The organism is Candidatus Babeliales bacterium, assembly GCA_019749895.1.
Lineage (GTDB): Bacteria > Babelota > Babeliae > Babelales > RVW-14 > AaIE-18.
The window spans coordinates 1-24,468 of record JAIEPG010000014.1 but is presented as its reverse complement, the minus strand read 5'-3'; the positions used below and the strand labels follow the sequence as shown (position 1 = coordinate 24,468).

Below are 24,468 nucleotides of genomic sequence, written 5' to 3'. Positions count from 1 at the left end.
TAAAATCTCTTTTAAGTCAATTACCTATGTTTGATAATCGAAACTATACCCACTCAAGACGAGCGATAGTTGCCGTATCACTTGCTCTAATACCAAGAGGAATAACACGGGTGTAACCACCTGGTCTTCCAACATATTTTGGAGCAATTTCTTTAATCAGCTTAACTACTGCATCGCTGTCATAAGGCAAAAGCTGCTTTACGCGGCGGATGGTATTAAAGTCATATCCCGTACGAGAGATAGTAACAATACGCTCAGCAAGACGTTGTACTTCTTTAATACGCGTCTTGGTTGTTTGCAAGCAACCATACTTAATCAGATGAATAACTTGGTTGCGCAACAAGGCTTTGCGATGACCTTGTTTAAGATTTAATTTTTGACGGCCATTTTGATGATTCATGATTTATTGCTCCCTTCCTGCTGTTTGATAGCTTTCTTTAAATCAAGTTCTTTAACATTCATACCAAGATGCAAACCAAATGCAGAAAGAATTTCTTTAACTTCTCTTAATGATTTACGACCAAAGTTCTTAATTTTAAGCACATCATCATCGGTCAAGTTAACCAAATCAATAACGCGCTTAATACCAGCACCAATTAAGCAATTATGAGCACGAACAGAAAACTCAAGTTCATCAATTGGTTTCAAGAATAAATCAACCGGCAAGCCTCTTGTTGGGCCTTCGGAATCAGTATGTCCTGCAACTTGAACACTTTCTTCAGATTGTTGAGATATTTCATTGAATGGGATTTCAGTTGCTCCCAAGAAATGCTCAAACTGTGTACGCAAAACAGAGGTGCCATAATGCACTACATCTTGCGGATGAACAGCTCCGTTGGTTTCAATTTTCATTATAAGCTTGTCATAATCAATGTCTTGGCCAACACGCGTTTTTTCAACATGATATTCAACACGCTTAATTGGAGAAAACAAAGCGTCAAGATAAATTCGTTCATCTGCCTGCAAAGAAACGCCCTTTGGCCATTGAGCAGGAACATAACCGCGTCCAGATTCAACAAAGAACTCAATTTCAAGCTCTCCATCTGCAGCCAAATGCGCAAGAACATGATCACCGTTAATCAATTCCAAATGTTCATCAGCCTTAATATCTTGGACTTTTACGGCACCTTCGCGCTTAACACTTAAATACATCTTGCCTGGTTTGCCAGTAGTGTTTTTGACAACCACTTCTTTAATGTTTAACACAATTTGCAAAACATCTTCTATAACGCCTTTAAGTGTTGAAAATTCATTATTCACACCTTTAATAATAACTGACGTTACGGCAGATCCTTCGATTGAGGCAAGAATAACTCTTCTCAACGCGTTGCCTAATGTTATGCCAAAGCCAGGCTCTAAAGGCTGAACGACCAATTCACCAGAGACTGGGGAAGAAATCTTCTTGTTCCAATCTAGCTTTGGAAGCGTTAATGGCTGATACTTTCTGTTCTGCATGTACACATTCCTTTACAACAATAACCGCTTTATGTGCCCGTACTCTCTACTTCTACTTGGAATATAATTCAACAATCAAATGCTCTTCAATAGGTACCGTTACATCAGTACGAACAGGCAATCTCAGAACAATTCCCTTGCGATCTTTCTTCTGCAATTCCAACCATTCTGGAACACGAATTCCCATATTCAAGCGCTTATCAACAACATTATCAAGAAGAGCTTGGCTCTTTAATGTTCTATCTGCCAGCGTTATAACGTCGCCTTCTTTAACCAAGAAAGAGGCAGTTTTAACACGATTGCCATTAACATTAATGTGACCATGAGCAACGAGTTGTCGAGCTTGACCGCGAGAAAGTGTCATTTTTAAACGATAAATAACATTGTCCAAACGACGTTCAAGTAAGCTTAAAAGAACCTCACCTGTAACACCTTTTTGGCGAGCAGCAATACTAAAGAATCTTTTGAATTGCTTTTCCAAAACGCCATACATAAGCTTAACTTTTTGTTTTTCTTGAAGTTGCTTGCCGTATTCTGAGCTTTTTTTTGCAGCGAGTTTTTTACCATGTTGCCCAGGCGTAAGGGTTCTTTTTTCCAGAACACACTTTGGACCTTTAGAACAAAGCTTCATACCCGTTTGACGACACTTTTTGCATCCAGCTAAAAACTTTCCCATAACCTTTAAACCTAATTTACTTATTAAAATTTGTGCCTAAGTTCATACTCAATTCAACAATAACAAACTATACCCGTCTCTTTTTTGGAGCTCTGCATCCATTATGAGGCAATGGGGTTACGTCACGCAATACCGTAATGGTTAAGCCAGACGACTGCAACGCTCTGATAACTGAATCACGAGAAGAACCAGGCCCTTGCATGTTGACTTCAACGAGCCTAACTCCCATGGTAATAAGCTCTTTAGCAAGCTTGTTTCCAATTTGCATAGCAGCAAATGGAGTTCCTTTACGAGCTCCCTTAAACCCAAATTGCCCAGAACTGCTGCGCAAAAGAACATCGCCATCCAACGTTGTAATTGAAACAACTGTATTGTTGAATGAAGATTTCACGTGAGCTGCTACAGTGTCAACGTTTTTTATTTGTTTTTTCTTACTTTTCTTATATGCCATTATTCAATCCTGTTTACCAAATCTATCTATTTTTTAGTAACGGCTTTTTTCAGTGTAACTGCCGCACCTGCACGACGAGGTCCCTTACGAGTACGAGCATTTGTTTTTGTTCTTTGACCTCTTACCGGCAATGAACGCTTATGACGAGTTCCTCGGTATGAGCCAATTTCCTGCAAACGCTTAATATTCAAAGTAACTTCTTTGCGGAGCTCACCTTCAACTTTGTAATGTTGATTTATGTATTTTTGAATAGCAGCTACTTGCTCATGCGTTAAATCTTTAATACGTACATCTGGGCTAATATTTATATCATGCAAAATTTCTTTTGAACGATACAAGCCAATACCGTATAAATACGTCAATCCAATTTCCACACGCTTACTAGTAGGTAAAAGTACACCTTCGATACGAGCCATTGACTACCTCTCTAAACAGGTTCTCTGTTGCCCATTAAACATATTCAATTATTTAAACTTCTTAACCTTGACGTTGTTTATGCTTCGGACTCTTTTTGCAAATAATCCGAACAACGCCTTCACGTTTTATAACCTTACAATCCGCACAAATCTTTTTCACAGATGTTCTTACTTTCATGACACTTCTTTCAAAAAATTTTCCGTACTTGTTGTACGCCAATAACTTAAAAAATTTTTCTATACACGGTAACGAGATATAATGCGGCCCTTTTTCAAATCATATGGAGAAAGCTCAACAGCAACTTTATCCCCTGGCAATAACTTAATGTAGTACATTCTCATTTTGCCAGAAACATGAGCCAAAACCGTATGCTCGCCTTCAACTAATTTCACTTGAAACATGGCATTGGGCAAAGCTTTTTCCACAATACCATCCATCACTATAACATCGCTCTTTTTTTTCATTTTTTACCCACGTTTCTCACACTATAAAATTCTTGTGAGAATTTCAGCACCATCTCGCACCACAACGACTGTATCTTCAATGTGAGCTGCAAGCCCACCATCGACCGTCTTTGCCGTCCAACCATCTGCCATAATCTTAACTGCATAATCTTTTTCAGTAATCATAGGCTCAATCGCCAATGTCATACCCTCTTGCAGTATCGGGCCCTGCCCAGATTTGCCAAAATTAGGCACATCTGGCGCTTCGTGTATATTTTTGCCTATTCCGTGACCCGCAAAATCCCTTACAACACCAAAACCAGCTTGTTCCACCTCGCGCTGAACACAAGCCGAAATATCAGAAAGCCGGATGCCAGGCCGAACCAAGCTAATACCTTTATCCAGCGCTCGCTGAGCAACTTCTGCCATTTTTTGGGCAACTGGAGATGCTTCGCCAACAAAAAAACAGCGAGCCATATCGGCACAATAGCCTTTATATGAGCCCACAATGTCTATTTTAACAAAATCTCCAGATTTTAAAATAATTTCTTTTTTTGGCACCCCATGAACAATAACATCATTCAAAGAGATACATGAACTATGTCTGTATCCAGCATACCCCTTGCACTCAGGCTTAAGCTCTCGTTCACGCATTTTTTTTTCAATAATTTGATCTAATTCATGCGTGCTAATGCCTTCTTTAACGAAAGGCTCTGTCTCTTGCATGACTTGCGCCAAAAGCTTTCCGGCGCTTCTCATCTTTTCTATAGCTACTTTATTTTTTATTATAATTGCATCCATAATTACAAACAGAAAACCTATATCATTGAAAGAAAAGTATTATAAACCTGTTCGGGAGCCATATCAAGAACATCAATTTCTTCTATGTGCTGTCCAACTGATCTATAAAATGTCAAAAGTTCATGTGCATAGGCAGGATATTGCCTTAAACGCTCTTTAACAACTTCTTGATCATCATCTCTACGTTTAACCAATAAGCTTCCACACGCTTCACACACGGTTTGCTGCCCGATAAGTATACTATTGTATACTGCCTGACAATCTTTATTCTCGCATACAAGCCGTAATGAAAGACGCTTTATAATTTCGCCTTCAGACAACTTTATATGCATAACACGAAAACAAGAACCTGGAATTTCTTTCAAAAAATTCAAAAAGAGCTTTATCTGCCCTTTAGTTCTTGGAAAACCATCCAATATGATTGGATGGTTTTTTTTAATCGCATCTTTAAGCCAAATACCTACCATATCGGTAATCAATTCATCTGGAATCAAGTGTCCTTTATCCAAATAAAGTGATAGGCTTTTTCCTATTTCAGTCTGATCTGCAATATTTTTCCTGCAGAGGTTGCCAGTAGACAGTACTTCAAAATTAAGTTCTCGTGCTAACCGCTCAGCCAGAGTTCCCTTACCAGATCCGGGAGGCCCAAAAAACGAAAAAATGACCTTATTCACATGCTGCATCATCAATACCTTTGCTGATCATTTTTTAACGCCCAAATCGACTTTTCAGTCTGCCCGTTGACAAGAAACCTTCATACTTTCTTTCAATCAAATGTGACTCAATTTGCGCAGAAGCTTCCAGAGCAACACCGATTACGATAAGCAAACTAACACCGCTAAACATAATAGGAAAACCTATAACATTTTTCAGCGTATTTGGCAAAATCGCTAGCAGAGCCAAATAAACAGCGCCAGGAAAACCAATGCGAGTCAATAAATAATCAAAAAATTCAGCGGTTTTCTTACCCGGCCTAATTCCAGGAATAAACCCACCAGATTTACGCAGATTTTCTGCCAACTCAGTTGGGTTAAAAATTATAGCCGTATAAAAAAACGCAAAGAAAATAATTAAGCCTGCATTCAATACGTTATACAACCCTGCATCTGGAGTAAACCAGCGAGCAACAACGTTATTGAGGGTCGGCCAATAAACAGCCAACATACTTGCAACAGTAACAGGCAAGCCCAGTATTGCACCAGAAAAAATAACTGGCACAACACCTGACGGATTAAGTTTTAGTGGAATATAGGAACTTTGACCACCGTATAACTTATTACCAATGACACGCTTTGCGTACTGAACAGGAACCTTGCGCTCCCCTTTTTCAAGGAAAACAATACAAGCTATAATCGCTATGGCAAAGCCGCCAAGTAAAATAACTCGTATAATATCCGTTTGTCCAAGACTAATGTCTTTTGCCAACGTAACCAACGCAAAAGGAAGGCGTGTTACAATACCTGCAAAAATGACCATAGAGCTCCCGTTACCAAGACCGTGCGCATTAATTTGCTCACCAATCCACATAACAAAAAGAGATCCCACCGTCAGAATAAAGACAGCTGAAAGTCTAAAACCCCAGCCGGGATTTAAAACAAGTCCTGGTTGTTTTTCAATAAACATAGCAAGGCCAAGGCCCTGTACAAAACTTATTACCAAGGTCAAATAACGAGTATACTGACCAATAATACGTCTTCCATATTCTCCTTCTTTTGAGAGTTGCTCAAGAGAAGGAATCATGACCGTCAAAAGCTGCATCATAATTGATGAGCTAATATACGGAGACATACCAAGTGTCAAAATTGCAAAATTTTGCAAAGCGCCACCTGAAAAAAGGTCCAAATAAGATAACAACCCCGAAGTTGTTGTTGCAAAAAAGCTCTTGAGAGCAATTATGTCAACACCTGGAATTGGTATATGAGCACCAAAACGATAAACAGCAAAAATACCTAATGTAAACAGAAGCTTTTTTCTCAGCTCAGATACTAAAAAAATATTTTTGAAATTATGAAGTAGTACGATCACCGGTTTGCTCCTTAATTAATTGAGCTTTACCATTGGCCTTTTCTATTGCTTGAACTGCTGACTTACTAAACGCATCTCCGATGACAACAAAGTTTTTGGTCAGCGTACCATTACCAAGAAATTTAACGAGGCCTTCATTCTTACTCTTAAAAAATCCGTTTTTACGCAATACATTTTTATCAATGGTCGCACCCGCATCAAATTGATTTTCAAGATCGCCAACATTGATAATAGTATATTCTTTTTTAAACGCACCATTAGTAAAACCACGTCGAGGCAAACGACGAGAAAGTGGCATCTGTCCACCTTCAAAAAATGGCCTTACTTCTGATCTACCGCCAGTACGAGCAAGTTGTCCTTTGGAACCTTTTCCAGAAGTACCACCCTTGCTACCACCTCGACCAACACGTTTTCTTTTTTTTGTAAGTGATGTCAATTGATTAAGCTTGAGCATTTTTTTCTCCGAACAGTTCTTTCATGCTTTTACCTCTAACAAACGCAATTTCTTGAGCTGTTTTCAACTTTTTCAAAGCATGAATTGTTGCTTTAACCACATTTTGTGAGTTAGAAGCACCAATAGATTTAGCAAGAACATCTTGCACACCCAAAGCTTCTAAAACAGCACGTACTGCACCACCGGCAATAATACCGGTACCCTTAGATGCTGAACGAATAAGAACTTCGCTCGCACCATGCTTACCTTGTACGGTAAACGGGATAGTTGTTTTGTAAAGAGAGACAGCAAACATATTTTTGCGTGCGCGTCTCAAGCCTTTTGATATTGCTGAAGAAACTTCGCGGCTTTTGCCCAAAGCAACACCAACATTACCTTTTTTATCTCCAACAACCACAAGCGCTGAAAAAGCAAATCTTCTGCCACCTTTAATAACTTTTGCAACTCGGCGAACCTTCAATACTGCTTCAGTAAGCTCGTCTCCTTGAGCTTTGGCTTGAGATGCTTTTTTGTTTTTCTCTTCTGCCATGTTACCGTTCCTAGTTATCTTTAAAATTTCAAACCACCTTCACGTAAACCTTGAGCAAGTGCCGCTACTCTACCATGGTATAAGTAATGACCTCTATCAAAGAATACAGAAGAAACGCCCTTGGATGTAGCTATTTTGCCCAATTCCATACCTACTTGCTTAGCAATGTCTTTTTTATCTCCGGATGCTTTTTCCAGATTTAGAGAAGAAAAACTTACAAGAGTCTTGTGCGCACTATCATCAATTACTTGAGCATAAATATGTCGTGAGCTTCTGAAAACAGTAATTCTCAACAACTCACTTTTATTTTTTAAGCGATTTCTAACGCGAAATGCTCTTCTTTTTGTTCTTAACGCAATTCGTTTTTGCAAACTCACAATAGTACCCTTTTTATCAACAACAATTACGACCTGGATTAAGCACCTTTTGTCTTACCAGCCTTACGAATAATATGCTCCCCTTCTTTTCGTATACCAGTACCTTTATATGGTTCAGGTGGTCGAAAAGATCGAATAGCATCGCAAACGTTGCCGAGTACAAATTTATCTGCTGCTTTAACCGTCAATAGTTGACCGGTTTTATCTAATTCTACGGTAACACCCTCTGGCAAAACATACTCAATTTTATGAGTATACCCCAAAGAAAATGTCATATTTCTACCTTGTAGTACCGCTTTGAAACCAAGACCAACAATGATCATTTTCGTTTCAAAACCAACTTCAACACCTTTAACTTTATTTGCTAATAAAGCACGATGAAGGCCCCAAAGAATCTTATGCTTTTTAGACATACGATCTGGAACATCAAGCTTGATAGTGTTACCTTCAATAACCATATCAACTTCCAAAGGCAATTCGTGAGAAAACTTGCCCATAGGACCTTCAATGAAAACTTTTTTACCCTCTAATGCAATTTTTGCTGATGAAAATGCAATGGGCATTCTTCCAATTTTTGACATACCTAATTCCTACCAAACATGACAAAGAATTTCGCCACCGATGCCTAATCTTCTTGCATCTCGATCAGTTACTACACCAGAACTTGTTGTCACGATAGCGATACCAAGGCCACCTATAACTGGCACTATCTCGCTTGCGCCTTGATAGTGTCGACGGCTTGGTCTACTTACTCGTGTAATCTCATTAATTGCAGAACTACCATTTACATACTTTAATAAAATTGTTAACGAGCTACCAGGACCGTCGTTATTTTCAACTTTATAATCACGAATGTAACCTTCGCTCTTCAACACTTGAGCAATATTAACTCTCATTTTTGACGAAGAAAGAACAACGGAACGCTTGCGTACCATTATACCATTCCTAATAATCGTCAAAAAATTAGCAATTGAATCAACTGACATAATCAATTTCCTTACAAATTTACCAGCTCGCTTTTTTTACGCCCGGCAATAAACCTTCTAACGCGTTCTTTCTAAAACAAATTCTGCACATCATAAAAAGACGCATATATCCTCGGGGTCTTCCACACAATTTGCAACGATTACGACCTCGTGTAGAAAATTTAGGCGTTCTATTAGCTTTTTCAATGAGCGCTTTTTTAGCCATATCTAAATCCTTTAATCAGTTCTAACGTTTGCGAAATGGCATATTAAATTTTTTCAACAACAAAAATGCTTCTTCGTCTTTTTTAGCAGTAGTTTGAATCGTAATATTTAACCCGCGGTTCTTATCGATTTTATCGTAATCAACCTCAGGAAATACCATCCAATCTTTAATACCAAGATTATAATTTCCATGACCATCAAATTTGATTGACGTTCCTTGGAAGTCTCTTACCGCTGGCAAAACAACGTTGATAAGCTTATCCAAGAAGTGATACATTCTTGTTTTTCGCAAAGTCACCATTGCACCAATTGGCATTCCCTCACGCAATTTAAATCCTGCAATAGAATTCTTTGCCTGCGTTGCAACAACCGCTTGTCCTGCAATTTTTTCAAGAATACCTTTAATTGAAGCAATTACCTTGCCATCACTAACAGCATCTTTAGCACCGACATTCAAAACGATTTTTGAAATACGAGGCACTTGCATAACATTCCCAAAATTCAACTCTTTTTGAATTTCTGGGCGAATCTGGTTTTTATAAATATCTTCTAAACGTGATTTCATAACAACATTACCTATTCACTAACTAAAACGCTTCTTTGCAACGATGACATGTTCGCGCCTTTTTACTGCCTTCATTCAAAAACTTAACCTGAACACGACAAGCTTTTTTACACGAAGGACAAACAGGCATAATTTTGCACAATGGAATAGCTTTTTCTTCTCTTACTATCCTGCTCTTTTCTCCAGCTTTTTTTGCCTTCAAATGTTTGGTAACTATACCAACATCTTTCACAAGAACAAGATCATTCTTCTGATCAACTGCTATAACAAGTCCTTGTCTTCCTTTATCTTTTCCAGATAAGACAACAACTGTATCATTTTTTTTAACTCTACTTAACATAATAAAACCTTAACGATCAAATAATTCGAAGCTTATCAATTTTGAGCTTCTAAATTTCTTATAAAACCTCTGGAGCAAGCGAGACTATTTTGCTGAACCCAGCACTACGAAGTTCACGAGCTACAGGCCCAAAAATACGAGTTCCAACAGGTTTTTTATCTTTATCAATAATTACTGCAGCATTGTCATCAAAACGAATATAACTACCATCTGCTCGACGATATTCTTTTCTCGTTCGAACAATAACAGCATCAACAACATCGCTCTTTTTTACAGTACCACCTGGTATTGCTTTTTTGATTGCTGCCTTTACAATATCCCCAACGCGAGCATATCGCTTTCTAGTACTACCGGCGATGTGAATAACTTTTGCTTTCTTTGCACCAGAATTATCAGCTATTTCAAGTGCCGTTTCTTTTTGCAACATGAGATTTTCCCTTATGCGCGCTTCGCAACAATTCTATTTAATAACATATGCTTCGTTTTAGACAATGGTCGACACTCAACGATTTCAACTATGTCACCAATACGAGCAGAATTTTCTTGGTCGTGCGCTTTATACTTTTTGAATCGCTGAATAACTTTACCATAAACGGGGTGCTTCAACGTTCTAGAAATTTTTACAACAACCGTTTTATCCATTTTGTCAGAAACAACTTCCCCAACAAGCATTTTGCCTTGTGAAGAAACCTGTTTATTCAAATTTTGTTGTTTGTTTTCCGTCATGATCATTTACCTCAAATTACCTGCAAATAATTAATCTTTTTTATCTTTTTCTACTTGATTCAGATGAGATAAAGCTCTTGCAACGTTAGCGCGCAATTTTTTAAATTGCGTAAAATCCTTAATTTGACCAGACATTTTATTAAGCTTCAAATTAAGCAATTCTTTTTTCCATCCATCTATTTCTTTTCGCAAAGAAATTCCGTCCAAGTTTTTTATTTCTGCCTTTTTCATATTCCGCCTCAACAAGCACCACGTGCTATTTTGTTACCATTTTTGTCTTCATAGGAAGTTTATAGGCAGCCGCTTTCAAAATTTCTTTTGCTTCAACTGCATCAAAATCCCCGGCGATTTCTACAATCACGCGACCTCTTTTAACACAAGAAACCCAAAATTCAGGATTTCCTTTACCTTTACCCATTCGAGTTTCGGCAGGTTTTTTAGAAATAGGCTTATCTGGAAATATTCTTAAAAAGATATTTCCTTCTTTTTTGAGCTTTCTATTAATAGTAATACGAATAGCTTCAATCTGACGCGCTGTTACCCACGAAGGCTCAACTGCCATAAGTCCATAATCACCAAATTGCACAGCTCTAGCGCCCTTGGAAAGTCCTGTTAGGCGACCTCTCTGCACTTTTCTATATTTGGTTTTTTTCGGCATTAACATTGTTTAATCCTTACTGTTCTAAAGAGTAGCCTTTAAACCTCTTAGTATTCACCACGGCAAATCCAAACTTTGACACCGATAATGCCATAAATTGTATGCGCTTCAGCCAATGCGTAATCAATATTTGAACGCAATGTGTGCAGAGGAACTGATCCAAGACGCAACCACTCAGTACGAGCTATTTCAGCACCGCCCAATCTACCAGAGCAGCAAATCTTTATACCTTTTGCCCCACCTTTAATAGCAGAGAATCCAGCTTTCTTCATCAATCGTTTATAACTCGCACGCTTTACTAATTGCTCGGCAATGCTTTCAGCAACAAGTTTCGATACCAATTCAGGAGTTTTTACTTCTTGTACCGATATATCAACATTCTTTTTAAACTTTTGAAAAAGATCAGCCTTTACTCGCTCAATACCTTGTCCTTTTTTTCCGATAATAATACCAGGACGAGAAGCATGAACGAGAATTCTAATACTATCTACAGCTTTTTCAATAACAACTTTAGAAACATCCGTGCTACTAAATTTTTTATTCAAATATTTTCTTATTTGAATATCTTCCATCAGTTCTTGGCCATACGATCTTTTAGCAAACCAACGAGCTTTCCAATCCTCATAAATGCCTAATCTGAAACCAAATGGATGAACCTTTTGTCCCACGTTAATACCTCTTCTAAACCGTTTAATTTATTTTTTCTTATCCAATATTATTTCAATATGACTCATGCGCTTACGTTGAATATTTGCACGACCCATAGCTCCTGGCTTAAAATACTTAATGACAGGACCTTGATCAACACGAACTTCTTTTATATACAAAGTGTTCATGTCAGCTTCTTCAACATGAAGATTTCTAACATTCGCAAAAGCAGCTTCGAGTACTTTCGTGACCGGTTTAGTACGTTTAGTTTCAGAAGCTTTAAGCCAAGCGAGAGCCTTACCTACTTGACATCCCCGAATAACGTCCACAATAGGACGCAATTTATAAGGAGAGATTCGAACATACTTACTTTTTGCTCTGGATAGCATAATCTTGACCTTTAGTATAGCAAAAAACGCTTATTTAGTACAATAACAATTTCTGTCTTATTTATCTTCTTTTCCTGCTGTTTTACGCTGTCCACTATGCATACGGAATGTCCTTGTAGGAGCAAACTCACCCAAGGCATGCCCCACCATGTTCTCGGTTACATAGACAGAAATGAACTTTCTTCCATCATGCACAGCAAACGTTAACCCAACAAAATCAGGAGTAATCATACTTGCGCGCTTCCAGGTTTTTATAGCTTCCCGCTTTCCAGAAGTTTTTGCCTTTTCCACCTTTTCTACTAAGGTAGAATCGACGTAAGGGCCTTTACAAATTGACCTTGTCATGCTTATCCTTTTACCAAGATAACATTTTTCATTTTACTTTTTTCTTCTCTTCAAAATAGCTGAATTCTTTTTCGTTCTTGTTCTAACACCCTTACAGCTTTTGCCCCATGGCGTCATTGGATGAGAACCTGACTTAGAACGACCTTCACCGCCACCGTGTGGATGATCGACCGGATTCATGGCCATACCACGAACTGTTGGACGAATACCAAGATGTCTTGTTCGACCAGCTTTACCTAAAACCATGTTTCTGTATTCAGCATTAGCCAACATACCAACAGTTGCATAGTTATCTAAACCAACCGTACGCAATTCTCCCGATGGCATTTTCAATACAGCTTTTTCATTTTCTTTTGCAACGATTTGTACGGAGCAACCAGCGCTGCGAGCAAATACCCCGCCGCGACCAGGATATAATTCAACATTGTGAATGAAGAAACCAAGAGGAATATTTCTTATTGCTAAGCAATTTCCTACTTTTGCTTCTGCTTTTTCGCCGGCAAGAACTTCTTCGCCAACCTTTAAATTTTCTGGCTTTAAGATATAAGCCTTAGCACCATTTTTATAATAAATTAAAGCAATAGAAACGTTTCTATTTGGATCATATTCAAATGCTTTAACAATACCAGGAACATCGCGCTGCCCACGCTTAAAATCAACAATACGATAGGTACGCTTTGCACCACCGCCTTGATGTCTACACGTAATGCGACCGTAAGCATTTCTACCGCCAGTTTTACGTAATGGCGCAAGCAAACTTTTTTCTGGTTCTTTTTTTGATAATTCTTTATCTACAATAAATTGCTGCTGACGTAATGAAGCGTTTCTAGGTCTTCTCGTTACTATAGCCATGGCATAATCCTTCTATGTTTACCGCAATCTTCTTAACCTATTTTCCTTGACCAGGCGTAGAAGATTCATCATGTCCACCCATCAAACCAGTCGCTTCAAACATGCCAGGAATATCAATCTTGAAACCTTTTTTAAGCTTGATAATAGCCTTTTTTTGACTTGGACTAGAAAATGAACGACGTGCGAATACTTTATTTTTTCCTGCTGAATTAACAATACGTACAGAGTCAACTTCAACATTCCAAATTTTTTCAACTGCTCGACGAACTGTTATTTTATTAGCAGCTTTGTTAACTACAAAAGTAAGTTGTCCAAATTTTTTAAAGACTTCTATGCTTTTATCGGTAATAACAGGTCGCTTAATAATATCGTAATGACTTAGTTCCATTGTGAAACCATTTCTTTAAAGAGATCTATATCTTTTTTCAAAAAAACCCAACTATCACCATCAGTCAAATCATATGCATTCGGCTGATCAAAATAAAGAATATGCACATTAGGAAGATTTCTAAACGATGCATATGAAACAACGTCATCAAACGGAAGAAACAATATAACTTTCTTTGTATCTAAGCCCATATTGCACAACGCTTGATAAACTTTTTTAGTGCTTGGTTTTTGTAGATCACTTGAATAATCCAAACAACTAACCGTTTTGTTTTCTAAAGCAGAAAACAAAATATTATTAAACACAAATTTTCTTTGTTTCTTATTGATATCTAAAACTCTCGTTCGTGGCTGTGGTCCAAAAATGACACCACCTTTTCTCCACAATGGAGATCTCAAGCTACCAGCACGAGCTCTTCCTGTACCTTTTTGCTTCCAAGGCTTACGATTGGAAAAAGCTACTTCGCCGCGCGTTTTGCAACCAACAGTGCCCTGTCTCCAATTTTGAAGCAAAGATCTAACTGCTTGAGAATAAGTTTTTTCACTCAAATCTTTTTTCTCAAAATTCAGTACTAAATCAATTCCCTCAGATTCTTTTCCTGCTGCATCATAAACAGGTATTTTTGTTGTCATGACTATTATCCTCGTTTGCTAATCATTATCACGGTATCTTTTTTACCAGGGACTGCGCCTTTTACAAATAAACAACGAGCGTTTTGATCCGCTTTTACAACCTTCAATCCACGCACCGTGACTTGTCTGAAACCTTTGTGCCCAGGTAATTTCTTACCTTTTTGAACTTCACCTTCTTTACACAGGTTACCAATAGAACCTGGTCGACGATGAAACATAGAACCGTGAGTAGACGGACCCCGATTGAATCTCCATCGCTTGGTCACACCTTGAAAGCCTAGGCCTTTGGTCATGCCGGTAACAGCAACTTCAACACCTTCTTCAAATGCAGCATCTTTAAAGGTAACTTCTTGTCCAATAACAAATTCATGTTCTTGTTGTTGTAATGCAACTTCTCTGAAGCAAGAAAAATACTGTTTTCTATCTTGTAACCAATCTGATGAGAATGATTTTGCTTGATGCTTTTCTTTAAGCAATCCAATTTGAACTGCAGCATAACCATCTTTTTCAATCGTTTTAAACTGGGTAATGTACCAGCAAGCTATATCGATTACCGTTACTGGTACAACGTTTCCTTCTCGATCAAAGACTTGCGTCATACCTATTTTTTTTCCTACAAGCGCACCTAACATAGTAGCCTCATCATCATGATTTTATTTAATCTCTACGTCTACTCCAGCAGAAATGTTGAGCTTCATTAAAGCGTCCATTGTTTGCTCTGCTGGTGATACAATATCTAATATTCGCTTGTGTATTGTTAACTCAAATTGCTCCCGCGATTTTTTATCAATATGCGGAGAACGCAATACGGTAAAACAACGGCGCTTGTTTGGAAGAGGAACAGGCCCCAAAACACGGGAGCCTGTTCTCTTAACTGTTAACGCAATTTGTTTTACAGCATTATCAAGCAATTGATGATCATAAGACTTTAATGTCAAGCGTATTTTTGATCGTTTCATTGCAATCTAACCTATCAGTTATTACTCAATAATTTCACTTATAACACCAGCGCCGATAGTTCTGCCGCCTTCACGAACAGCGAACTTCAATTCTTTGCTCATAGCAATTGGACTTACCAAGTCAACAGTAAGTTCTACGCTATCGCCAGGCATAACCATTTCACGACCAGCTGGTAGAGTAACGTTACCTGTTACGTCAGTTGTTCTGAAGTAGAATTGAGGTCTGTAACCATTAAAGAATGGGCTATGACGGCCACCTTCTTCTTTGGAAAGGACGACAATTTGCGCCTTGAATTTCTTATGCGGCTTAATTGAACCTGGCTTACAAAGTACTTGTCCACGCTCAACGTCTTCTTTCTTGATACCACGAAGCAACAAGCCTGCGTTATCGCCAGGCAAAGCTTCTTTGAGTTCTTTATTGAACATTTCAATACCGGTAACGGTTGATTTTTGCGTTGGACGCAATCCAACAATTTCAATATCTTCACCGATTTTAACAACGCCACACTCAACACGGCCTGTTACTACTGTACCACGGCCAGAAATTGAGAAAACGTCTTCAATTGGCATCAAGAAAGGCTTATCTGCATCACGCTTTGGAGTTGGGATGTATGCATCAAGAGTATCGATAAGCTTAAGGATAGCAGGGCCACCAAGCTCACTCTTATCACCATTCAAAGCCTTAAGAGCTGATCCACGGATGATTGGAGTTTCTGCTCCTGGATAACCATACTTTGACAACAATTCACGAACTTCTTCTTCAACAAGCTCAACCATGTCTGGATCATCAACCATGTCAACTTTATTCAAGAATACAACAATACGAGGAACACCTACTTGATGTGACAAAAGAATGTGTTCTCTGGTTTGAGGCATTGGACCGTCTGCAGCTGATACAACCAAGATTGCACCATCCATTTGAGCAGCACCGGTAATAAAGTTTTTAATATAGTCAGCGTGACCAGGACAGTCTACGTGAGCATAATGTCTTTTATCTGATTCGTATTCTACGTGAGCAACGGAAATTGTAATACCACGTTCACGTTCTTCTGGCGCTTTATCAATTTGATCAAACGCTTTAAAAGATGCCTTGCCTTGTTCAGACAAAACTTTGGTAATAGCAGCTGTTAACGTTGTCTTACCATGGTCAACGTGACCAATCGTTCCTACGTTACAGTGTTCTTTTGTTCTATCAAATACACCTTTTGCCATTATCTGTTCCTTCTAAGGACGACCTATTTTTTTGTACCGTTATTTTTTCCGACAATTTCTTCTTGAACACTCTTAGGGACTTCGCGATAAACTTCAAATTGCATAGAATAAGTAGCTCTACCTTGAGTAAGCGAACGCACCGTTGTTGCGTAACCAAACATTTCCCCAAGTGGAACCTCTGCTGCAATAACTTGCATGCCTTTTCTCGAATCCATTCCCAAGATTCTTCCACGTCTCGAATTCAAGTCTCCCATAACATCGCCCAAGTTTTCATCAGGCGCTACTACTTCAACCTTCATAATTGGCTCTAAAAGAACTGGCGACGCTTTAGACATACCATCACGGAGTGCCATAGAAGCTGCAATTTTAAACGCAAGTTCTGATGAGTCAACATCATGGTAGGACCCGTCAAACACAGTTGCTTGAATATCAACTACTGGATACCCAGCAAGAACACCTGTTGCCGTGGCTTCTTTTATACCTTTTTCAATACCAGGTATAAATTCTCTTGGGATAGAACCGCCAACAATTTCGTTTTCAAACTTAATACCAGCACCTCGCTCAAGGGGCGCTACTCGCAACCAAACGTGACCATATTGACCATGACCGCCTGACTGACGAATAAACTTACCTTCAACTTCAACGTTATTCTGAATTGTTTCTTTGTAAGCAACTTCAGCCTTACCAACGTTTGATTCAATTTTATGCTCACGCTTCAAACGATCAACAATAATTTCAAGGTGCAGCTCACCCATTCCTTCAATAATGGTTTGTCCCGTCTCTTCATTGTAGGTAAATCTAAAGGAAGGATCTTCTTGCATAAGCTTACGCAAAGCAATAACCATTTTTTCATAATCGCCCTTACCTTTTGGCTCAATAGCAACACCAATAACAGGCTCAGGACAATTAATACTTTCTAACAAAACAGGATGCTTTTCATCGGTAAGCGTATCACCCGTAATAACGTCTTTAACGCCAACAATAGCAACAATGTCACCAGCTGAAGCTGATTTCATGTCTTCTCGCTTATTAGCATGCATTTTCATAATACGACTAACGCGCTCACGCTTGCCTTTTCCAACGTTATAAACGTATGAACCAGTTTCAAGCGTACCAGAATAAATACGAGCAAAGGTCAATGATCCAACAAACGGATCTACCATAATCTTAAATGCTAAGCAGCAAAGCGGGTCTTCTTCTTTTGGATAGCGCTTTTCAGTTTGCTCAGTATCAGGGTTTATCCCTTCAATTGCGGGAACGTCAAGCGGAGATGGAAGATAATCAACAACCGCATCAAGCAACTGCTGAACACCTTTATTTTTGAAAGCACTACCGCAGAAAACCGGAGTAACTTCTTGCGCTAAAACACCTTTACGCAAAGCTTTTTTCACTTCTTCCAAAGTATACGCTTCACCGTCAAGATATTTTTCTGCCAACACATCGTCGAAATCGCACGCTCTTTCAACAACCGCATCAAATCTTTTAGCAAGCTCTTCTTGATATTCAGCGGGCACTTCTTGCCAAGTCACAACGCCTTTTTCATCAAAAGTCGCCATCTTCTTGGTCAAAACATCAATCACCGCAGAAAATTCTTCAGACTGACCAACTGGAATTTGCATAGCCAAAGGATTACCATGCAATCTTTCGTCAATTTCTTGAACAACAGCAAAATAATCCGCACCAGTTCTATCAAGCTTGTTAACAAAAGCAATGCGAGGAACTTTGTAACGATCAGCTTGGCGCCAAACCGTTTCAGACTGTGGCTGAACGCCGCCCACACCACAAAAAACACCAACCGCACCGTCAAGCACACGCAATGAACGCTCTACTTCAATGGTAAAGTCAACGTGACCTGGCGTATCGATAATGTTAATTTGATGGTCAGCCCAAAAGCAGGTTGTCGCAGCGGACGTAATTGTAATACCGCGCTCGCGCTCTTGCTCCATCCAGTCCATAACCGCTTCACCGGCATGAACCTCACCAATCTTATGTGAAACACCGGTAAAGAACAAAATACGCTCAGTGACAGTGGTTTTACCCGCGTCAATATGAGCCATAATACCAATATTTCTAAATTTATCTAAATTTTTGCTCATTGCGTATCCCTAAACCTTACCAAGCATAATGCGAGAATGCTCTGTTTGCTTCAGCCATTCTATGTACGTCAGTTCTTTTCTTTACAGCATTACCATGGCCATCAATTGCATCAAGCAATTCATGCGCAAGACGCTTACCCATTGTTTTATCTGAGCGCTTTGAAGCAGCATCAATAACCCAACGAAATGCAAGCGTTGTAGCACGATTTACACGAACTTCAACAGGGATTTGGTAAACACCACCACCCACGCGACGAGACTTAACTTCAACAAATGGCTTAACTTGGCCAATTGCTTTTTCAAACAAAGCAAATGCCTTACTCTGATCGCCACTTAATTTTGCTGTGATAAGATCAAATGCTTCGTAAACAATTGCACGCGCAATATTTTTTTTACCGCATTGCATAACAACGTTAATAAATTTTTGAACCAACTGGGATTGAAAACGCGGATCAACACCAATCTCTCTTTTTAAAACTTTCGTTTTACGTCTAGGCATTAGCAGCACCCTTCTTACGTTTAGCACCATAAAGAGAACGACTTTGCTTACGTCCATCTACGCCTGCAGCGTCAAGTGAGCCACGAACGATGTGATAACGAACACCAGGCAAATCCTTTACTCTCCCACCGCGAACCAAAACTACAGAGTGCTCTTGCAAATTGTGGCCTTCACCGCCGATATAAGCAGTAATTTCTTTTCCGGTCGTCAACTTAACACGAGCAACTTTTCTCAATGCAGAGTTAGGCTTTTTAGGCGTTTGCGTGTAAACACGAACACAAACACCACGACGCTGAGGACAAGCGTTCAACGCAGGCGACTTCGTCTTTTCTTTCACATTTTTTCGATTAGATCGAACAAGCTGGTTTATCGTAGGCATAATCTTACAATCCCATCTGATTAACAACTACCCAAAAACAAATGCACCTAGCTCACGCGAGCATAAGCACATTATCACTAAAACTACGCATACATTGTATTTGGCACCCTTCTTGAAACACCAAGCCGCACATGACTTTGCAGCTCGTGCGCTACTTCAAGGGGTTACCAAGTTACCGATAATACCATGAGATAGCCAAAAAGAAAAGCACAGAGTGATACAATAATTCCACTTAATTTTATATTTTTTTATACTTTTTTCAAGTAAAAATATATCAATACGCTGCATCAAGGCAGTTTTACCCACTTTCATGAACTGCTTTATCTCTCAACGAAAGGCTTTTTTCAAAACTTCACCAAAGAAAAAAATTCAATAAGAAATGTTAAATCAAAAAATGTTTTTTTTAACAAAATGTGCAATAATGGTCTAAATCGTCATATTTTACTCAAAAAACCTAACTAATTTAAGGAAAAATGATGTCATCATGCACGTTATTAGCACTGGTTCAGTCTAAAATTCTGCCCCTTGCGGGAGCCATTATCGGATTCAGCTTGCTCATTGTTGTTCATGAGCTTGGGCACTTTTTATTTTGCAAACTTTTTGGCATTCACACCCCCACCTTCTCGGTTGGCTTTGGCCCAACCCTATGGGGCCTGGAAAAAAAGATAGGCCAAACAACCTTTAAAATTGCCAAATTCCCCCTAGGCGGCTACGTAGAAATAGCCGGCTTGGCAGAGCCCGGTCAAGGCGAACAACAATTTGCCAAAGACACCAGCGCTGCCTCTTTTGACAAAAAACCTTACTGGCAAAAGTTTTTAGTCCTTTCGGGTGGCATTATTTTCAACCTCGCCTTTGCCTACTTGGTAGCCTGCTTTTTGTTTATGGTCGGCTCTTCAAACAAAAATATCATGATAACAAAAATAAGAGATTCCTCTGCCGCTCAAACCGCCGGACTCAAAGCAGGAGACAAGCTACTCAAAGTAAATAACTATGATCTTTCGACAGCAGAAAACTATCCAAAGCTTCTGGAAATTATACAACAAAACCCTAATCAAACGATCACATTGGAAGTACTTTCATTGGATACTACAGCAGCTCGGGAAATCTCAATCACCCTTGATGAAAAAATATTCGAAGATAAAAAAGTTGGAGCAATGGGTGCTTATTTTGAGCTCCCAATCCCTCGCCTGCCATTTTTTCAAGCAATTCGCCAAGGAATAGCCCAGACCAACATGTGGATTTACAGCACGGCTTACAGCTTTAAGATGCTCTTTGCACAACGCAGCCTTGAAGGAGCTGGCGGACCCATTCAAATTATGGCGCAAATGTTTAACCAAGCTCAATACGGCATACTGCCATTATTGATTTTTCTTGCCCTGATTAGCATCAATTTAGCGCTGATCAACCTTTTACCGCTCGGCGTCACAGACGGCGGCCAACTCTTTTTTGCAACCGTTGAAGCAATCATCAGACGCCCGGCTCCTGAATGGCTACGCATTGGCGTTAATATTATTTCAATTGGATTGTTTGTCATACTCTTTGCCTACTTAACCTACAAAGATATTGTTTCAGTATTTGGCTCAACACTTGCCAACCTGTACAACAAAATAATGTTACTCTTTAGCTAACAAAAAGAGGCGCCTTTTAACGGGCGCCTCTTGAAATTTTTCAAAACTCAAAAAGTTATATAGTCAACCATTCTTCTGGATGCTCACAATAATGCTGAATAACCAATCGGTTAAAACTATGGCCGGTTTTTTTGGCACAAATCGAACCAACAAGTGGTCGACCCAACAAACTCAGGTCACCAATCAAATCTAAAAATTTATGACGCACAAATTCATCTTGATAGCGAACATCGTTAATATATCCATCCGCTCCCGCCACAACTGTGTTGCCTAGCGAAGTCCCCTGAGCCAAGCCATGCTTTCTTAAAAATGGCAACTGCCCAACATACCCAAAGGTACGGGCTGGCGCAATTTCACGCTCAAAAAAATCTTGCGAAACCACACCGCTCAACTGTGCTGAATTTTTGGTATGATTATCAAATTCAGCTGTATAATCAATAAAAAGCGTTCGCTGCTCACGCGACTTTTCTGGCGAGATTTGCAAAAAACGATCTTCATGCTCAAAGGTTAAAACACGCGCTGGTGTCAGAAATTTTTTTGATTGACCTTGAGAAAGCAAACCAATATGCATAATACCCTGCACAAAAGGAAAAGCACTGCCATCTAAAATAGGTATCTCTACGCCATCAACAATAATAATCACATTATCAACGTCCATCATCATAAGAGCAGCCATCAAATGCTCAATCGTGCTAATCATCCAATGAGCGTGCCGGATAACCGTTGCATGCATGGCAACTTCGGGAATAACTTTACCAACATAAAGTGGATCATTGGGAAACTTTTCGTGTCGAAAAACAATGCCCGTATCTGCAGGCGCAGGAACAAGCCTAACTGTTGAAAAGACGCCAGAATGAACCCCGATGCCGGAAAAAACAAGCTCTTGCTTTAATGTCTGTTGAACTGTATTCATGACCTACTACAACGCTTACTGAATGTTACTGATAGAAACATACATACCCATAAAAAAAGAAAAGCAGCTTTAAGGCTGCTTTTCTTACTATTTTCTAAAATCTAAAAGTCTCGATTTTAAAGAATTTGAGCTTTATGAGGATGCTCTGTTCCTTTATAAACTTTCAACTTCTTAATGATTCTGTCGCTCAGTTTATTTTTTGGAAGCATGCCTTTAACAGCTTGCTCAATAATACGAGCCGGGTTTTTTTCAAAAACTTGGCGCGCGGTCAATTCCTTAAGACCACCTCTCCAACCAGAGAAGTTGGTATAAATCTTTTGAGCCATTTTCTCGCCGGTAAGAGCAATTTTCTCGCAATTGATGATAACAACATAGTCACCAGCATCTTCATGAGGCGTAAATTCTGGTCTGTTTTTTCCGCGTAAAACATCTGCAACTCGGGTTGCAAGACGTCCCAATACCAGCCCAGAAGCATCAATCACATGCCATTCAGGCTTGCGATCTTCTTTTCTTAACATAAACGTTTTATTCATATTCATGGTGACTTTGTCCTTAAGAAAAAGCTATTTGTAGGAGAAATCAATGATTTACTAACAATTTTAATGATTTATTCATAATTTTAAAACAAAAAAACGCACTGGTCAAATATAATAATACTTACTTCTTATTTATTTGCTCAAGAACGGCCTTTATAAAGGCCTTAAACAACGGGTGCGGCTTAAGCGGTCCGGACAAAAATTCAGGATGAAACTGAGACCCAACCATAAACGGATGCCCTTGTAGCTCGGAGATTTCAACAAGACCTGAGTCTGGATTAAGCCCAGAAAAAAGCACTCCCTTGGCCTCAAAATCTTGCTTATAAGAATTATTAAATTCATAACGGTGCCTATGCCGTTCCCGAACCTCATCTTGCTCGTAAGCCTGGTGAGCCTTGCTACCCGGGACTAATGTGCAGGCATACTCACCCAAGCGCATAGATGCTCCCTTTTGCACCACGGCCGCCTGCTCTTCAAGTAAAGAAATGATAGGATGAGGGGTCTTTTTATCAAATTCTGTGGTATTTGCATGCGCAAGGTTAACCAGCGAGCGACCAAATTCTATAAGCATTACCTGCATTCCCAGACATAAACCAAGGTAAGGGATCTGTTGCTCGCGCGCCCAACGGACCGCCGCAATTTTGCCCTCGCCACCACGCTTATCAAAACCACCCGGAATGATAATACCTTCAGCTGATTTCAACAAAATCCAAGCTTCATTATTTTGGCTGTTCTCAAGCTGCTCAGCATCAATAACCACAATATCAACGGTAACGTTATTGGCGTATCCAGCGGCCTGAATAGCGTCGATAACGCTCATGTACGGATCGTTACTCCCAACATATTTTGCCACCAACGCAACTTTAATCACTGTTTTGCAGGCACCGATGCGCTCAATAAGATCTTGCCATTGCGACAAATTTGAAGGCTTTGCTGCCAAAATACCAAAGTATTCTTGAATACGCTTGCTTACTTCTTGCTTTTGCAAGTCGATAAAAAGCGGATAAACCGGCTTGTACGTTAAAACTTCAAAAATTAAATCTTGAGAAACGCCACACATGGTTGCAAGCTTGCGACGCTGCTTTTCTTCAATAGCCAAGGATGTACGCAAAAAGATGCAGTCAGGCACCAGGCCCTCTTCTTTGAGTGCATTAACACTATGCTGCGTTGGCTTGGTCTTGATTTCACCAGTCCATTCCAAACGCGGAACATAGCTCAAATGGCCATGAAATATGTGGGCTGGATGTAAGTCGCTACGCACTTGGCGTACGGCTTCCAGAAATACTTTGCCTTCAATATCGCCAACCGTACCGCCAATTTCGAGCAATACAAAATCCACATCATGGTTTAATGCGAAAGCAAAAAGACGCGTTTTAATGGCATCAACAACATGTGGCACCAGCTGGATGCACTTGCCCAGAAACTTGCCTTCGCGCTCCCCATCCAAAATACTTTTAAAAATTTGGCCTGAAGAAACTGAGGAATCACGGGACAAACTAATGCCTAACGTCCGCTCATAATGGCCCAAATCAAGATCGGTCTCGGCACCATCGTGCGTCACAAACACTTCGCCATGCTCAAGTGGTGACATGGTGCCAGGGTCAACATTAAGATACGGATCCCATTTGATTACCGAAACGGAGTACCCGGCACCTTTGAGCAAAACACCCAACGATGAGACAAGTACGCCTTTGCCGATGGAAGAACAAACCCCACCGGTAATCACGATAAACTTCGTTCCTTTATTACGTACTTCATACGTTAAATTTTTAAGATCCACACTACCCCGGTCTCATCGTTAAAAAATAATGATTTACACTATCTGTCTAAGATTCAAACAAATTGTTCAAAGTTTACTGCAGGTAGAGCAGGAAAACAAATATTT

The 24,468-nt window shown here is 39.5% G+C and carries 38 protein-coding genes; 1 reads left to right on the top strand and 37 read right to left on the bottom strand.

All coding sequences use genetic code 11. The annotated features are described in order from the left end of the window. Window positions 1-43 precede the first annotated feature (43 nt). The 34 genes from rplQ to rpsL all read right to left on the bottom strand — a co-directional run bounded on the left by rplQ (window position 44) and on the right by rpsL (window position 19,506). On the bottom strand, window positions 44-400 hold the full coding sequence (gene rplQ, locus K2W90_06945) for a 50S ribosomal protein L17 (protein MBY0354071.1): 357 nt from the start codon (window positions 398-400) through the stop codon (window positions 44-46). Continuing rightward, window positions 397-1,455 carry a DNA-directed RNA polymerase subunit alpha gene (locus K2W90_06940; protein MBY0354070.1) on the bottom strand — a complete coding sequence of 353 codons (1,059 nt, stop codon included), beginning with the start codon at window positions 1,453-1,455 and terminating at the stop codon, window positions 397-399. The genes rplQ and K2W90_06940 overlap by 4 nt, the downstream gene beginning before the upstream one ends. A 52-nt stretch (window positions 1,456-1,507) precedes the next feature. Beyond that, window positions 1,508-2,131, bottom strand: a complete 624-nt coding sequence (gene rpsD, locus K2W90_06935; GenBank protein ID MBY0354069.1) for a 30S ribosomal protein S4 — start codon at window positions 2,129-2,131, stop codon at window positions 1,508-1,510. A gap of 67 nt (window positions 2,132-2,198) precedes the next feature. Next, window positions 2,199-2,582 carry a 30S ribosomal protein S11 gene (rpsK, locus tag K2W90_06930; GenBank protein MBY0354068.1) on the bottom strand — a complete coding sequence of 128 codons (384 nt, stop codon included), beginning with the start codon at window positions 2,580-2,582 and terminating at the stop codon, window positions 2,199-2,201. A 26-nt stretch (window positions 2,583-2,608) separates the two neighbouring features. Then, on the bottom strand, window positions 2,609-2,998 hold the full coding sequence (rpsM, locus tag K2W90_06925; protein ID MBY0354067.1) for a 30S ribosomal protein S13: 390 nt from the start codon (window positions 2,996-2,998) through the stop codon (window positions 2,609-2,611). A 61-nt stretch (window positions 2,999-3,059) separates the two neighbouring features. Further along, on the bottom strand, window positions 3,060-3,176 hold the full coding sequence (gene rpmJ, locus K2W90_06920; protein ID MBY0354066.1) for a 50S ribosomal protein L36: 117 nt from the start codon (window positions 3,174-3,176) through the stop codon (window positions 3,060-3,062). Window positions 3,177-3,235: 59 nt separating this feature from the next. Then, window positions 3,236-3,463: a translation initiation factor IF-1 gene (gene infA, locus K2W90_06915; GenBank protein MBY0354065.1), complete on the bottom strand. Its 228-nt coding sequence runs from the start codon at window positions 3,461-3,463 to the stop codon at window positions 3,236-3,238. A gap of 21 nt (window positions 3,464-3,484) precedes the next feature. After that, window positions 3,485-4,243, bottom strand: a complete 759-nt coding sequence (gene map / locus K2W90_06910; protein ID MBY0354064.1) for a type I methionyl aminopeptidase — start codon at window positions 4,241-4,243, stop codon at window positions 3,485-3,487. Between the two features lie 17 nt (window positions 4,244-4,260). Then, window positions 4,261-4,929 carry a nucleoside monophosphate kinase gene (locus K2W90_06905; protein MBY0354063.1) on the bottom strand — a complete coding sequence of 223 codons (669 nt, stop codon included), beginning with the start codon at window positions 4,927-4,929 and terminating at the stop codon, window positions 4,261-4,263. A gap of 22 nt (window positions 4,930-4,951) precedes the next feature. Next, window positions 4,952-6,268, bottom strand: a complete 1,317-nt coding sequence (gene secY, locus K2W90_06900) for a preprotein translocase subunit SecY (protein ID MBY0354062.1) — start codon at window positions 6,266-6,268, stop codon at window positions 4,952-4,954. Continuing rightward, window positions 6,249-6,722 (bottom strand): 50S ribosomal protein L15, encoded by a 474-nt coding sequence (rplO, locus tag K2W90_06895; GenBank protein ID MBY0354061.1) that lies wholly within the window; start codon window positions 6,720-6,722, stop codon window positions 6,249-6,251. Before rplO ends, secY begins: the two co-directional genes overlap by 20 nt. Further along, entirely contained in the window at window positions 6,709-7,251 is a 543-nt protein-coding gene (gene rpsE / locus K2W90_06890) for a 30S ribosomal protein S5 (protein MBY0354060.1), read from the bottom strand. The genes rplO and rpsE overlap by 14 nt, the downstream gene beginning before the upstream one ends. Before the next feature lie 20 nt (window positions 7,252-7,271). Next, complete coding sequence (gene rplR, locus K2W90_06885) at window positions 7,272-7,631, bottom strand: 50S ribosomal protein L18 (protein ID MBY0354059.1); 360 nt, start codon at window positions 7,629-7,631, stop codon at window positions 7,272-7,274. Window positions 7,632-7,666: 35 nt separating this feature from the next. Beyond that, window positions 7,667-8,209, bottom strand: a complete 543-nt coding sequence (gene rplF, locus K2W90_06880) for a 50S ribosomal protein L6 (protein MBY0354058.1) — start codon at window positions 8,207-8,209, stop codon at window positions 7,667-7,669. A 9-nt stretch (window positions 8,210-8,218) separates the two neighbouring features. Then, window positions 8,219-8,614, bottom strand: coding sequence for a 30S ribosomal protein S8 (rpsH, locus tag K2W90_06875; GenBank protein ID MBY0354057.1), 396 nt, complete (start codon window positions 8,612-8,614; stop codon window positions 8,219-8,221). 19 nt (window positions 8,615-8,633) lie between these two features. Next, window positions 8,634-8,819: a type Z 30S ribosomal protein S14 gene (locus tag K2W90_06870; protein ID MBY0354056.1), complete on the bottom strand. Its 186-nt coding sequence runs from the start codon at window positions 8,817-8,819 to the stop codon at window positions 8,634-8,636. Between the two features lie 21 nt (window positions 8,820-8,840). Continuing rightward, window positions 8,841-9,383: a 50S ribosomal protein L5 gene (gene rplE / locus K2W90_06865; protein ID MBY0354055.1), complete on the bottom strand. Its 543-nt coding sequence runs from the start codon at window positions 9,381-9,383 to the stop codon at window positions 8,841-8,843. Window positions 9,384-9,405: 22 nt separating this feature from the next. After that, on the bottom strand, window positions 9,406-9,723 hold the full coding sequence (rplX, locus tag K2W90_06860) for a 50S ribosomal protein L24 (protein MBY0354054.1): 318 nt from the start codon (window positions 9,721-9,723) through the stop codon (window positions 9,406-9,408). 58 nt (window positions 9,724-9,781) lie between these two features. Beyond that, entirely contained in the window at window positions 9,782-10,150 is a 369-nt protein-coding gene (gene rplN, locus K2W90_06855; protein ID MBY0354053.1) for a 50S ribosomal protein L14, read from the bottom strand. Between the two features lie 11 nt (window positions 10,151-10,161). Beyond that, a complete protein-coding gene (rpsQ, locus tag K2W90_06850; protein ID MBY0354052.1) occupies window positions 10,162-10,449 on the bottom strand; it encodes a 30S ribosomal protein S17 in 288 nt (95 codons plus the stop codon). Window positions 10,450-10,479: 30 nt separating this feature from the next. Continuing rightward, window positions 10,480-10,680 carry a 50S ribosomal protein L29 gene (gene rpmC / locus K2W90_06845; GenBank protein ID MBY0354051.1) on the bottom strand — a complete coding sequence of 67 codons (201 nt, stop codon included), beginning with the start codon at window positions 10,678-10,680 and terminating at the stop codon, window positions 10,480-10,482. 25 nt (window positions 10,681-10,705) lie between these two features. Next, window positions 10,706-11,113 (bottom strand): 50S ribosomal protein L16, encoded by a 408-nt coding sequence (gene rplP, locus K2W90_06840; GenBank protein MBY0354050.1) that lies wholly within the window; start codon window positions 11,111-11,113, stop codon window positions 10,706-10,708. Window positions 11,114-11,154: 41 nt separating this feature from the next. Beyond that, window positions 11,155-11,775 carry a 30S ribosomal protein S3 gene (gene rpsC, locus K2W90_06835; GenBank protein MBY0354049.1) on the bottom strand — a complete coding sequence of 207 codons (621 nt, stop codon included), beginning with the start codon at window positions 11,773-11,775 and terminating at the stop codon, window positions 11,155-11,157. 27 nt (window positions 11,776-11,802) lie between these two features. Beyond that, complete coding sequence (rplV, locus tag K2W90_06830; protein ID MBY0354048.1) at window positions 11,803-12,144, bottom strand: 50S ribosomal protein L22; 342 nt, start codon at window positions 12,142-12,144, stop codon at window positions 11,803-11,805. Window positions 12,145-12,201: 57 nt separating this feature from the next. Continuing rightward, the gene (gene rpsS / locus K2W90_06825) at window positions 12,202-12,489 is read right to left on the bottom strand and encodes a 30S ribosomal protein S19 (GenBank protein ID MBY0354047.1); all 288 of its coding nucleotides are present in this window, start codon (window positions 12,487-12,489) and stop codon (window positions 12,202-12,204) included. 33 nt (window positions 12,490-12,522) lie between these two features. Next, the gene (rplB, locus tag K2W90_06820) at window positions 12,523-13,341 is read right to left on the bottom strand and encodes a 50S ribosomal protein L2 (GenBank protein ID MBY0354046.1); all 819 of its coding nucleotides are present in this window, start codon (window positions 13,339-13,341) and stop codon (window positions 12,523-12,525) included. Window positions 13,342-13,378: 37 nt separating this feature from the next. Then, window positions 13,379-13,729, bottom strand: coding sequence for a 50S ribosomal protein L23 (gene rplW, locus K2W90_06815; protein ID MBY0354045.1), 351 nt, complete (start codon window positions 13,727-13,729; stop codon window positions 13,379-13,381). Then, window positions 13,720-14,361: a 50S ribosomal protein L4 gene (gene rplD, locus K2W90_06810; protein ID MBY0354044.1), complete on the bottom strand. Its 642-nt coding sequence runs from the start codon at window positions 14,359-14,361 to the stop codon at window positions 13,720-13,722. The genes rplW and rplD overlap by 10 nt, the downstream gene beginning before the upstream one ends. A gap of 5 nt (window positions 14,362-14,366) precedes the next feature. Next, a complete protein-coding gene (gene rplC, locus K2W90_06805; protein ID MBY0354043.1) occupies window positions 14,367-14,960 on the bottom strand; it encodes a 50S ribosomal protein L3 in 594 nt (197 codons plus the stop codon). Window positions 14,961-15,014: 54 nt separating this feature from the next. Beyond that, a complete protein-coding gene (gene rpsJ, locus K2W90_06800; GenBank protein ID MBY0354042.1) occupies window positions 15,015-15,320 on the bottom strand; it encodes a 30S ribosomal protein S10 in 306 nt (101 codons plus the stop codon). Window positions 15,321-15,341: 21 nt separating this feature from the next. Further along, window positions 15,342-16,532 carry an elongation factor Tu gene (gene tuf / locus K2W90_06795; GenBank protein MBY0354041.1) on the bottom strand — a complete coding sequence of 397 codons (1,191 nt, stop codon included), beginning with the start codon at window positions 16,530-16,532 and terminating at the stop codon, window positions 15,342-15,344. Between the two features lie 23 nt (window positions 16,533-16,555). Further along, on the bottom strand, window positions 16,556-18,628 hold the full coding sequence (gene fusA / locus K2W90_06790) for an elongation factor G (GenBank protein MBY0354040.1): 2,073 nt from the start codon (window positions 18,626-18,628) through the stop codon (window positions 16,556-16,558). Window positions 18,629-18,644: 16 nt separating this feature from the next. Beyond that, on the bottom strand, window positions 18,645-19,127 hold the full coding sequence (gene rpsG, locus K2W90_06785; GenBank protein MBY0354039.1) for a 30S ribosomal protein S7: 483 nt from the start codon (window positions 19,125-19,127) through the stop codon (window positions 18,645-18,647). Next, window positions 19,120-19,506 carry a 30S ribosomal protein S12 gene (gene rpsL / locus K2W90_06780; GenBank protein MBY0354038.1) on the bottom strand — a complete coding sequence of 129 codons (387 nt, stop codon included), beginning with the start codon at window positions 19,504-19,506 and terminating at the stop codon, window positions 19,120-19,122. The genes rpsG and rpsL overlap by 8 nt, the downstream gene beginning before the upstream one ends. Before the next feature lie 473 nt (window positions 19,507-19,979). Here rpsL and K2W90_06775 point away from each other — a divergent pair, with 473 nt between their 5' ends. Next, complete coding sequence (locus tag K2W90_06775; GenBank protein MBY0354037.1) at window positions 19,980-21,134, top strand: M50 family metallopeptidase; 1,155 nt, start codon at window positions 19,980-19,982, stop codon at window positions 21,132-21,134. 55 nt (window positions 21,135-21,189) lie between these two features. On the opposite strand, the gene lpxC is transcribed toward K2W90_06775, so the two are convergent. The 3 genes from lpxC to K2W90_06760 form a co-directional block, all read right to left on the bottom strand. Then, a complete protein-coding gene (gene lpxC / locus K2W90_06770) occupies window positions 21,190-22,047 on the bottom strand; it encodes a UDP-3-O-acyl-N-acetylglucosamine deacetylase (GenBank protein ID MBY0354036.1) in 858 nt (285 codons plus the stop codon). A gap of 116 nt (window positions 22,048-22,163) precedes the next feature. Beyond that, entirely contained in the window at window positions 22,164-22,580 is a 417-nt protein-coding gene (gene rplM / locus K2W90_06765; GenBank protein MBY0354035.1) for a 50S ribosomal protein L13, read from the bottom strand. 124 nt (window positions 22,581-22,704) lie between these two features. After that, window positions 22,705-24,363: a CTP synthase gene (locus K2W90_06760; protein MBY0354034.1), complete on the bottom strand. Its 1,659-nt coding sequence runs from the start codon at window positions 24,361-24,363 to the stop codon at window positions 22,705-22,707. Window positions 24,364-24,468 lie beyond the last annotated feature (105 nt).

Bases quoted from the DNA above. Each gene is read 5' to 3' on its own strand.
- rplQ (MBY0354071.1), bottom strand. From the start codon at position 400: ATGAATCATCAAAATGGCCGTCAAAAATTAAATCTTAAACAAGGTCAT.
- K2W90_06940 (MBY0354070.1), bottom strand. From the start codon at position 1,455: ATGCAGAACAGAAAGTATCAGCCATTAACGCTTCCAAAGCTAGATTGG.
- rpsD (MBY0354069.1), bottom strand. From the start codon at position 2,131: ATGGGAAAGTTTTTAGCTGGATGCAAAAAGTGTCGTCAAACGGGTATG.
- rpsK (MBY0354068.1), bottom strand. From the start codon at position 2,582: ATGGCATATAAGAAAAGTAAGAAAAAACAAATAAAAAACGTTGACACT.
- rpsM (MBY0354067.1), bottom strand. From the start codon at position 2,998: ATGGCTCGTATCGAAGGTGTACTTTTACCTACTAGTAAGCGTGTGGAA.
- rpmJ (MBY0354066.1), bottom strand. From the start codon at position 3,176: ATGAAAGTAAGAACATCTGTGAAAAAGATTTGTGCGGATTGTAAGGTT.
- infA (MBY0354065.1), bottom strand. From the start codon at position 3,463: ATGAAAAAAAAGAGCGATGTTATAGTGATGGATGGTATTGTGGAAAAA.
- map (MBY0354064.1), bottom strand. From the start codon at position 4,243: ATGGATGCAATTATAATAAAAAATAAAGTAGCTATAGAAAAGATGAGA.
- K2W90_06905 (MBY0354063.1), bottom strand. From the start codon at position 4,929: ATGATGCAGCATGTGAATAAGGTCATTTTTTCGTTTTTTGGGCCTCCC.
- rplO (MBY0354061.1), bottom strand. From the start codon at position 6,722: ATGCTCAAGCTTAATCAATTGACATCACTTACAAAAAAAAGAAAACGT.
- rpsE (MBY0354060.1), bottom strand. From the start codon at position 7,251: ATGGCAGAAGAGAAAAACAAAAAAGCATCTCAAGCCAAAGCTCAAGGA.
- rplF (MBY0354058.1), bottom strand. From the start codon at position 8,209: ATGTCAAAAATTGGAAGAATGCCCATTGCATTTTCATCAGCAAAAATT.
- rpsH (MBY0354057.1), bottom strand. From the start codon at position 8,614: ATGTCAGTTGATTCAATTGCTAATTTTTTGACGATTATTAGGAATGGT.
- K2W90_06870 (MBY0354056.1), bottom strand. From the start codon at position 8,819: ATGGCTAAAAAAGCGCTCATTGAAAAAGCTAATAGAACGCCTAAATTT.
- rplE (MBY0354055.1), bottom strand. From the start codon at position 9,383: ATGAAATCACGTTTAGAAGATATTTATAAAAACCAGATTCGCCCAGAA.
- rplX (MBY0354054.1), bottom strand. From the start codon at position 9,723: ATGTTAAGTAGAGTTAAAAAAAATGATACAGTTGTTGTCTTATCTGGA.
- rplN (MBY0354053.1), bottom strand. From the start codon at position 10,150: ATGTTGCAAAAAGAAACGGCACTTGAAATAGCTGATAATTCTGGTGCA.
- rpsQ (MBY0354052.1), bottom strand. From the start codon at position 10,449: ATGACGGAAAACAAACAACAAAATTTGAATAAACAGGTTTCTTCACAA.
- rpmC (MBY0354051.1), bottom strand. From the start codon at position 10,680: ATGAAAAAGGCAGAAATAAAAAACTTGGACGGAATTTCTTTGCGAAAA.
- rplP (MBY0354050.1), bottom strand. From the start codon at position 11,113: ATGTTAATGCCGAAAAAAACCAAATATAGAAAAGTGCAGAGAGGTCGC.
- rplV (MBY0354048.1), bottom strand. From the start codon at position 12,144: ATGCTATCCAGAGCAAAAAGTAAGTATGTTCGAATCTCTCCTTATAAA.
- rpsS (MBY0354047.1), bottom strand. From the start codon at position 12,489: ATGACAAGGTCAATTTGTAAAGGCCCTTACGTCGATTCTACCTTAGTA.
- rplB (MBY0354046.1), bottom strand. From the start codon at position 13,341: ATGGCTATAGTAACGAGAAGACCTAGAAACGCTTCATTACGTCAGCAG.
- rplW (MBY0354045.1), bottom strand. From the start codon at position 13,729: ATGGAACTAAGTCATTACGATATTATTAAGCGACCTGTTATTACCGAT.
- rplD (MBY0354044.1), bottom strand. From the start codon at position 14,361: ATGACAACAAAAATACCTGTTTATGATGCAGCAGGAAAAGAATCTGAG.
- rplC (MBY0354043.1), bottom strand. From the start codon at position 14,960: ATGACGCAAGTCTTTGATCGAGAAGGAAACGTTGTACCAGTAACGGTA.
- rpsJ (MBY0354042.1), bottom strand. From the start codon at position 15,320: ATGAAACGATCAAAAATACGCTTGACATTAAAGTCTTATGATCATCAA.
- tuf (MBY0354041.1), bottom strand. From the start codon at position 16,532: ATGGCAAAAGGTGTATTTGATAGAACAAAAGAACACTGTAACGTAGGA.
- fusA (MBY0354040.1), bottom strand. From the start codon at position 18,628: ATGAGCAAAAATTTAGATAAATTTAGAAATATTGGTATTATGGCTCAT.
- rpsG (MBY0354039.1), bottom strand. From the start codon at position 19,127: ATGCCTAGACGTAAAACGAAAGTTTTAAAAAGAGAGATTGGTGTTGAT.
- rpsL (MBY0354038.1), bottom strand. From the start codon at position 19,506: ATGCCTACGATAAACCAGCTTGTTCGATCTAATCGAAAAAATGTGAAA.
- K2W90_06775 (MBY0354037.1), top strand. From the start codon at position 19,980: ATGATGTCATCATGCACGTTATTAGCACTGGTTCAGTCTAAAATTCTG.
- lpxC (MBY0354036.1), bottom strand. From the start codon at position 22,047: ATGAATACAGTTCAACAGACATTAAAGCAAGAGCTTGTTTTTTCCGGC.
- rplM (MBY0354035.1), bottom strand. From the start codon at position 22,580: ATGAATAAAACGTTTATGTTAAGAAAAGAAGATCGCAAGCCTGAATGG.